At 69.8% G+C, this 8,811-nt stretch carries 5 protein-coding genes, 1 pseudogene and 1 riboswitch; of the genes and pseudogenes, 4 read left to right on the top strand and 2 right to left on the bottom strand.

Annotation, left to right across the window (positions count from 1 at the left end):
* Nucleotides 1-69 (bottom strand): LysR family transcriptional regulator (locus Q0283_RS17635; protein WP_366134354.1); only part of this gene is annotated, 69 nt, incomplete at its 3' end.
* 133 nt (nucleotides 70-202) lie between these two features.
* On the opposite strand from Q0283_RS17635, the gene Q0283_RS10780 reads away from it, so the two are divergent.
* From Q0283_RS10780 to Q0283_RS10770, 3 genes and pseudogenes are all read left to right on the top strand, one after another.
* Entirely contained in the window at nucleotides 203-1,255 is a 1,053-nt protein-coding gene (locus Q0283_RS10780; RefSeq protein ID WP_183529569.1) for an MBL fold metallo-hydrolase, read from the top strand.
* Nucleotides 1,256-1,281: 26 nt separating this feature from the next.
* Entirely contained in the window at nucleotides 1,282-2,610 is a 1,329-nt protein-coding gene (locus Q0283_RS10775; RefSeq protein ID WP_183529571.1) for an MFS transporter, read from the top strand.
* A gap of 213 nt (nucleotides 2,611-2,823) precedes the next feature.
* A pseudogene (locus tag Q0283_RS10770) lies at nucleotides 2,824-4,238 on the top strand (FAD-linked oxidase C-terminal domain-containing protein).
* A gap of 390 nt (nucleotides 4,239-4,628) precedes the next feature.
* On the opposite strand, the gene Q0283_RS10760 reads toward Q0283_RS10770, so the two are convergent.
* Entirely contained in the window at nucleotides 4,629-6,314 is a 1,686-nt protein-coding gene (locus Q0283_RS10760; protein ID WP_183529573.1) for a sodium:proton antiporter, read from the bottom strand.
* A 113-nt stretch (nucleotides 6,315-6,427) separates the two neighbouring features.
* A riboswitch (SAM riboswitch) is annotated at nucleotides 6,428-6,550 on the top strand.
* A gap of 12 nt (nucleotides 6,551-6,562) precedes the next feature.
* On the opposite strand from Q0283_RS10760, the gene Q0283_RS10755 reads away from it, so the two are divergent.
* Entirely contained in the window at nucleotides 6,563-8,788 is a 2,226-nt protein-coding gene (locus tag Q0283_RS10755; protein ID WP_255459750.1) for an AMP-binding protein, read from the top strand.
* Nucleotides 8,789-8,811: the final 23 nt, after the last annotated feature.

Below are 8,811 nucleotides of genomic sequence, written 5' to 3'. Positions count from 1 at the left end.
GGAGACATGGCAGGCGGCCGCGGCCGCCGTGACTGAACCCAGGTCGACGATGGCCACGAAGTACCGCATCTGCCGCAGTGTGACTTCAGGCATCAGTTCTCCTAATCAATGGCATCTGATCTATTGACTATTCACATCCTGTAACCCGGATCACACTAGTGGGTACCCCGGTTATCCACCATCAAACTTCTGGAGAACACTCGTGAGCCTCTCTGCCCCTCCCAGCCTTCGCCCGCGGATCGTCACCCTGGGAACCGCCGGTGGCCCGCGATGGTGGCGCGCCGAGCAGGCGAGCCGACGCACCGGTATCGCCACGGCCGTGGTGGTCGGCGACGCGGTCTACCTGGTCGACTGCGGTCACGGTGTCGGGCGGCGGATGTCCGAGGCCGGCCTGGAGATCAGCGACCTGCGCGCGGTCTTCCTCACCCACCTGCACTCCGATCACACCGTGGATCTGGCCAGCCTGGCCATCTTCGGCCTGTTCGAGCTGATTGGCCGCGAACACGACCCCGTGCGGATCATCGGGCCGGGCAACCGCGGGGTACTCCCCCCGGCCTCTCCGCGGGCCACGGTGCCGCCGGTTCCGCTGGCCCCGGACTGCCCCACCCCCGGCACCCGCGAGATGTTCCAGACGCTGATGCGCGCCCATGCGACTGACCTCAATGACCGCATCATCGACTCCCTGCGGCCCTCGCCCCTGGATTTGTTCGACGCCCGGGACATCGAGATCCCGGCCGGTATCGGTTACCACCCCAACGACAACCCCACCCCGGGGATGGAGCCATTCGAGATCTACCGCGACGACCTAGTCACCGTCACCGCGATCCTCGTCGAACACCCCCCGGTCGCCCCGGCCTTCGGACTGCGCTTCGACACCGCAGAGGGGTCGGTGACCTTCTCGGGCGACACGGCCTACACGCCGAACATGGTCCGCCTGGCCCGCGACACGGACCTGCTGCTGCACGAGGCCATAGACTTCACCGGCTTCGTGGAGGCAACCTACGCCGGCAAGACCGACGCGGGTTCGCGCGCGGCCCGCGACCACCACTACAAGTCCCACACCTCCGTCTCGGACGCCGCACGCGTGGCCCAGCAGGCCGGGGCACGCCAGCTGGCGTTGCACCACCTCGTCCCCGGTACCGCGCCGGACTCGGTGTGGCGTGAGGCCGGACAGCACTTCGAGGGGATCTTCCACGTCCCCGATGACCTCGACGTGATCGAACTGCAGCCCGCCCTCGACCGTCTCGCCCTCTGACCCTCAAACGCCAGCGAGGAACCATCATGCACAACACACCCACCATCCAGTCCGACCTGCCGCCGGAGGCCCCGCAGGTGCAGGAATCGATGAACACCAAGGACATGCGTCGCATCCTGTCCTCGAGCTTCATCGGCAGCGCCATCGAGTACTACGACTTCATCCTCTACGCCACGGCAGCGTCCCTGGTGTTCAACCACGTGTTCTTCGCCGACCTCGGGCCGAGTTTCGCGCTGTTCGCCTCTTTCGCCACACTCGCGGCGGGTTACTTCGCCCGCCCCCTGGGCGGCATCGTCTTCGGCCACTACGGCGACCGGATCGGCAGGAAGAAGATGCTGGTGCTGTCCATGCTGATGATGGGCGGGGCCACCATGCTCATGGGCGTGCTACCCACGACCGCACAGATCGGCATCGCCGCCCCGATCATCCTGGTGCTGCTGCGTCTGGTCCAGGGCGTCGCCGTCGGCGGAGAATGGGGAGGGGCCGCGCTGATGGCCATGGAGCATGCACCGCAGCGCCGGCGCGGCTTCGCGACCGCCTTCGCCAACGGCGGCGGCCCGGCCGGCGGCATCCTCGCCACCCTGGTCGTCTCCGCCACCTCCGCCCTGACGGGAGACGCCTTCCTGGAATGGGGTTGGCGCATCCCCTTCCTGCTCTCCGCCGCACTGATCGCCGTCGGCATGGTCATCCGCCTGAAGGTCACCGAGACGCCGATGTTCGCCCAACTGGCCGAGGCCGGGGACAAGCGGCGCCTACCGCTGATGGAGGTGTTGCGCAACCACCCGCGCGCCGTCGTGCTCAGTCTCGTGGCCGCCGTGAGCTTCTACTGCTGCCAGGGACTGCTCACCGTCTGGGGCGTCTCCATCGCCGCCTCCGAAGGCGTCGACCGCGAGGCGGTGTTGAACTGGAAGGCCACCGGGGCGGTCCTCACCCTCGTGGTGACCTTCTGGGCCGCCCGCATGAGTGACCGCATCGGGCGCCGACGGATGCTCGCCATCGGCGGCGTCGCCGGGATCGTTGCCGCCTACCCGCTGATGCTGTTGCTCAACAACGGAACGATCTGGGGCTTCGCCGTGGCTATCGTCGTGGGCAACGGGGTCATCCAGGGCCTGCTGTACGGACCGATCGGCGCCTTCATCGCCGAGCAGTTCCCCACCCACGTCCGCTACACCGGGGCGTCGCTGTCCTACCAGGGTGCCTCCGTGCTGGGCGCCGGGCTCAGCCCAATGATCGCCACCGGCCTGATGGTCGCCGGCGGCACCGGCCTCGTCGCCGGCTTCTGGATCGCCGTCCTGGCCGCAGGACTCATCGCCGTCCTGCTCACCAAAGAAGGATCCCGCCTCACACTCACCTGACCGGGATCATATTCACCGGTGGTCGCTCCCAGTGCGTATCCGAGAGCGACCACCGACCCGTGCCTTGATCCACGCGGCGCATAGGGTGTCCGAGCAGACACACCCGGTAGGACACGGGTCCCGTGCTTCGAGGCGGCTTCCACGTTTCGTATCTGAGTCAGTTCACATTCCGGCGCTGGTGTAGAGCGCCAATTGGTCACGAGGAGATCATCCATGCGCACGAGCTATGAACGAGATCAGGGAGACACCGGCCTTCGGGGCCATGTGCAGGCGGCCTCACCGCAGGCCCTCCACGAACTGATGCAGGAGCTCGGGGACACGGTGAGCGTTGAGCCTGCCGTGCTGGCCGAGCACAGTCGGGACGCCTCCCGGGCCGAACCGGTGGGTCTGCCCGCGGCGGTGGTCCAAGCCCGTTCGGCCGAAGACGTCCGGGCGGCACTGCGCTGGGCAAATGCCCATCGGGTGCCCGTGTCCGTGCGCGGAGCCGGCACTGGCGTCAGCGGCGGCGCCCTGGCCTACGCCGGGGGGCTGGTCATCTCCCTGCGGACCTTGAACCGGCTGCTGGAGATCGATGCCGCCAATCGGATCGCCGTGGCAGATCCGGGCGTCGTCGTAGAGAAGTTGGACCAGGCGGCCGCCGAACACGGGCTGATGTACGCCCCGGACCCCGTCAGCTACCAGACCGCGACCATCGGTGGCACGGTGGCCACCAACGCAGGCGGCTTGCGCTGCCTGGCCCACGGTGTCACCCGCGACGCCATCGCCGGGCTCGAGGTCGTCCTGCCCGACGGCCGGTTGCTCCACACCGGCTCCCGGACCCGGAAGAACAGCACAGGCTATGACCTGACGGGGTTGTTCATCGGCTCCGAGGGGACCCTCGGCGTGGTCACCAAGGTCCTCGCCCGTCTCAAGCCCCGCCCCACCGGCACCCCGGTCACGTTCCAGGCGCATTTCCCGACCATGACTGCCGCAGGAGAGGCGGTCGCGGCGATCATGGCCTCCTCGACGACCCCGGAGATCCTGGAACTGATGGACCGGAACTGCATCGACATCGTCCAGCGGCACTTCCCCTCCACCATCACGACCGATGGGCAAGCCCTGCTGGTGGGCCAGACCGTGGGCACCGATGCCCACCGGCAGGCAGAGGAGATCGTCTCAGCATGCCGGGCCGCCGGGGCCGTTCTGGCCGAGGCGGGCGACGGCGACGATGTGCTCCGGACCCGACGGATGGTGAACCCCGCGCTCAGCGCCGCGGGTTTGGCCCTGTCCTGCGACGTTGCCGTTCCGCCCAGCCGATTGGCGCAGATGTTCGGGCGCATCGAGAGCATCTCCGCCCACACCGGTTACTCGGTAAACACCTGCGCCCATGCCGGCGACGGCAACATGCACCCCGCCGTGCTGGCCCCCAGCGATTCCCCGAGGACGTGGCCGCGGCCGAGCACGTGCTGACCCTCATCACCGAGGCCGCCTTGGAGATGGGCGGCGTGATCTCTGGGGAGCACGGCATCGGTTCGCTCAAGACTGGGATGCTCACCCAGCAGTTCGACCCGGACACCCTGGCCCTGCAGCACGAGCTGAAAGCCTTCTTCGATCCTCATGGCATCCTGAACCCCGGGCGAGCCATCTGACCGGCATCACTCCGACATCCCGGGGAAGCAGGCACCGGTCAGCCTGAGCTTCGGGGAGTGGCTGCGACGTTATCTGAAGCCCCAGTTGGCGTTCCAGTCAGCCTGCAGTGAGGGTGCTGTAGAGATGACCGCCAGGCCGTTGGCGGCGTACACGTAGCTGCCAGGATCCACTGATTGCCCCACTCGCCCGCCAGGGCTCGGCCGAGGGGCCCGTCGTGCCAATACCCGACTTGAAGAGTGCGGGCCTCTGATTAGAACTCGATTCCCGGAACGCGGAGGGTCACGACCAGGGCGTGTCTCCTCGTGGGTGGCTGGTTGCGTTGACATGTGCGGCGCGGGGTCATGTGCCCAGCGCTTCAGTCTCAGACGAGAGACATGAGGAGACACGCCCTAACCCGGGCGGGTGGCCTCCGTGTCGATGAAGTGCTGCGCGCGTTGCAGGGTGTGCGAGGAGTACGTGCCCCCGGAGCGGGCGTCCAGCAGCGCGGCCTGTTCCACCTCGACCAGCTGCCGGCGCAGCTCCCGGTACTGTTGCCGCTGGCTGTCCGGGTCCACCTCGGCCACCATCGCCGCCAGTGCCTGCGTGGCCGCCCGGCCCTCCCGTCGGGCCCGCTCCACCACGGCGGGGTCGAAGGGACTGCCGTCCTCACGGAGCAGCGTCCTGTTCTGCAGGTAGGCCTGGCGCGCGGCGATGATCTCATCGGCCAGGCGGCCGATCTCCCGGCGCTGCGCCTCCTCGTCGGTCCCCTTGATGCCGAGCACCCGGATCAGCAGCGGAAGGGTGCCACCCTGGACCACGAGCGTGAGGATGGCCACGGAGAAGGCGATCAGGATCAGTTCGGGACGGTACGGGATGTCAGCCGGGAGGGACTGGGCCGCGGCCAGGGTGATGACGCCGCGCATCCCGGACCACGCCAGCACGGCCCCGCCCCGCCAGCCGAGGCCCTGCGTGGCCAGGAAGTGCGCATCGGCACGCCACCGCCGCAACCGGGCCACCGTCCGCGGGTGGGGCGGCTCCCCGGACGCCGTGGACTCGAGCGCGGCATCGAGGTGCCGCGCGAGCTGGGGGACCCGCCTCTGCCGCGCCCGGAGCACGGCGATGAGCGGCACCACGAAGGCGATGCGCACCACGACGAGGACCGCGGTGCACAGCACGGCGATCCCGACGGCGAACCACAGCCCCCGCCCCGAGGCCTCCGCGTCCGCGACGATCGAGGTGATCTCGAAGCCCATAAGCAGGAACACGCCGTTCTCCAGGAGCAGCTGGATGGTGCGCCAGTTGGTGCGGTCGGTGAGCCGGTCCGCCGCGCTGAGGCGCTGGGGCGCCTGGTGACCGGTGAGGAGGCCGGCAGTGACCACGGCGATGACGCCCGAGGCGTGCAGGTTCTCCGCGGGCATGTACGCCAGGAACGGCACGGTCAGGGAGATCGCCGTGGTGAGGACGGGCTGCTGCCGGATCCTGGACCGGAACCAGACGGTCCCGGCGCCCACGAGGAGACCGAGGACGATCCCGGCGCTGACGGCGTAGGCGAAGTCACCGATGGCACCCCAGAAGGTCACGGCGCCGGCGGTGGCCGCGATGGCGGTGCGGAGCATGACCAGCGCGGTGGCGTCGTTGACCAGGCCCTCCCCCTCCAGGATCATCACCAGCCGGGGCGGCAGGCCCAGTCTCTTGCCGATCGAGGTGGCCGCGACGGCATCCGGCGGGCTGATGACCGCCCCCAGGGCCACTGCGGCCGCGAGATCGATGTCCGGCAGCAGCCACCAGATCAGCCACCCCGTGGCGAAGGCGGAGGCGATCACCAGGAACACGGACAGGGCGCTGATGGTGCCGAGGTCCCGGCGGAAGTCCGTGATGGGGACGTTGACCGCCGCCGAGTAGAGGATCGGCGGCAGCGCGATCATGAGGATCCATTCCGGGTCCAGCAGGATCTGGGGCGCCCCGGGGATCATGCTGCAGCCGATGCCCACCAGGACGAGCAGGATCGGCGCCGCGACGCCTAACCGGGGCGCGAACAGCGAGACCAGCACGATGATCAGGACACCGGCCACGGCCAGCAGTGCGATGTCCTCCATGTGCAGTCCCTGTCCGTCGGCGTCGGTGCACGTCAAAACTAGGGCATCAGGCCGGTGCGTAGCACTGCTTCACCCGTTTCGCTCCGCGGACAGGACCGGTCGTAGAGTGGAGGCGACCATCCCGAGCGGCTGAGAGATCTGGCTCCGTGACGCCGCAGCAACCCGTCCATGGTCCTGGGGTGCCCTCCCGGCACTGCAAGGACCGGACCAGGTGCTACTGCCAGATTCGATGGAAAGAAGGTTCTGTCTTGTCTGTTGCCCCGCACGCCGCTCCCACCGCCACCGCGCGCGACACCCCCGCCCACGCCCCCGGTGCCCTGCCCGGCCCGCTGCCGGCCGACGTCGTGGACGCCGCCGATCCTTCCGTCCACCCGGGCCGGCCCGCGGGCCTGTTGCACGGCGGGCTCGGGGACGGCCGGCCCGTGCGCGAGGAGGACCGGCTCGCGTTCTGGGATGCCGCCGCGCGGCGCCTCGAGTGGGAGACGCCCTGGCACACCACCCACTCCTGGACCCCTGCCGACCCGGCCGCCGAGCGCGGCCCGGAGATCCGCTGGTTCGAGGGCGGCCGGTTGAACGTCGCGGTGAACTGCGTGGACCGGCATGTGGCCGCCGGCCGCGGGGAGAAGGTGGCCCTGTACTTCGAGGGCGAACCCGGTGACCGCCGCGCCGTGACCTACGCCCAGCTCCAGCGCAAGGTCAGCCAGGCCGCCAACGCCCTGCTCGAACTGGGCATCGGCAAGGGCGACCGCGTGGTGGTCTACCTGCCGGTGCTCGTGGAGACGATCGTCATCACCCTGGCCTGCGCGCGGATCGGCGCGGTGCACTCGCTGGTGTTCGGCGGCTTCTCCGCCGAGGCGCTGCGCTTCCGCGTGGAGGACACCGGCGCGAAGCTGCTGGTCACCTCAGAGGGCCAGTACCGCCGCGGCCAGGCCGTGCCCGTCAAGGACAACGCGGACGAGGCCGTCTCCGGCCAGAACCAGATCGAGCACGTGCTGGTGCTCAACCGCACCGGCCACACCGAGGTCGGGGACGGCCCGGGCCAGATCAGCTGGACCGAGGGCCGGGACGTGTGGTGGCACGAGATCGTGGACCGCCAGCCGGAGACCCACACCCCGGAGTACTTCGACGCCGAGACCCCGCTGTTCATCATGTACACCTCGGGCACCACCGGACAGCCCAAGGGCCTCGTGCACACCTCGGGCGGCTACCTCACCCAGGCCTCCTGGTCCTACGACTACCTGTTCTCCCATCCGGACGTGTCCGAGCGGGAGAAGGACGTGCACTGGTGCACCGCCGATCTCGCCTGGGTCACCGCGCACACCTACGAGATCTACGGACCGCTGTCCAACGGCGTCACCGAGGTCATCTACGAGGGCGTGCCGAACGCCCCGCACCCGGGCCGGCACTTCGAGGTCATCGAGCGCTACGGCGTCACCTCCTACTACACCGCTCCCACCCTGGTCCGGTCGCTGATGGGCTGGTTCCCCGAGGGCATCCCCGCGGGGCACGACCTCTCCTCGATCCGCCTGGTGGGCACCGTGGGAGAGGCCGTCAACCCGGAGGCATGGACCTGGGCCCGCACCCAGATCGGCCGCTCGCACCTGGACGCGCTGGACGCCCGGCTCCAGGCCGAGACCGGCGACGACGACGCGCGGGTCCCCCGCGACGGTTCCGTGGGCGTGCCGATGGTGGACACCTGGTGGCAGTCCGAGACCGGCGCCACCGTGCTCTCCCCGCGCCAGGCGGACGAGCGGTTCAAGCCCGGGTGCGGCTCCCGCCCGCTGCCCGGGGTGGACGTGGCCGTGGTGGACGACGCCGGGGCGCCCGTGGCCGCCGGGCTGCAGGGCAAGGTCGTGGTCACCCGCACCGGCCCGGCCATGGCCCGCACCGTGTGGGGCAACCCGAGGCGCTACTTCACCTCGTACTGGAAGGACTACGCCGGGCAGGGCTGGTTCCTGGCCGGCGACGGTGCCAAGGTCGACGAGGACGGGGACACCTGGATCCTCGGCCGCATCGACGACGTCATCAACATCTCCGGACACCGCCTGTCCACCATCGAGATTGAGTCAGCGCTCGTGTCCCACCCCGAAGTGGTCGAGGCCGGGGTCTGCCCCGTTCCGGACGCGAAGACCGGGCACGCCGCCGTGGCCTTCGTGGTGGCCCGGGCGGGCTTCGGGGACGCCCCCGCGCCGGCCGGCACCGGGGCCGGGCCCGCCGCCGACGCCGCCGAGGAGCTGCGCCGGCACGTCGGCCGGGTCATCGGGCCGGTGGCCAAGCCACGCGAGGTCGTCTTCGTGCCCGACGTCCCCAAGACCCGCTCCGGTAAGATCATGCGCCGCCTGCTGACCCAGCTCTACGAGGGCACCGCCCTGGGCGACACCACCTCCCTGCAGAACGAGCCCTGCGTCGGCCAGATCGCCGAGGTCATGGGCCGTCGGCCATCGCACCGCCCGGCCGCCGCGCAGGACGGCTGACCCCGGACCGTCGAGATGGTCAC

Source organism: uncultured Citricoccus sp., from assembly GCF_937871995.1.
GTDB lineage: Bacteria > Actinomycetota > Actinomycetes > Actinomycetales > Micrococcaceae > Citricoccus.
Note: the sequence above shows the minus strand (reverse complement) of the source record. Positions and strands in the feature narration are given on the sequence as shown.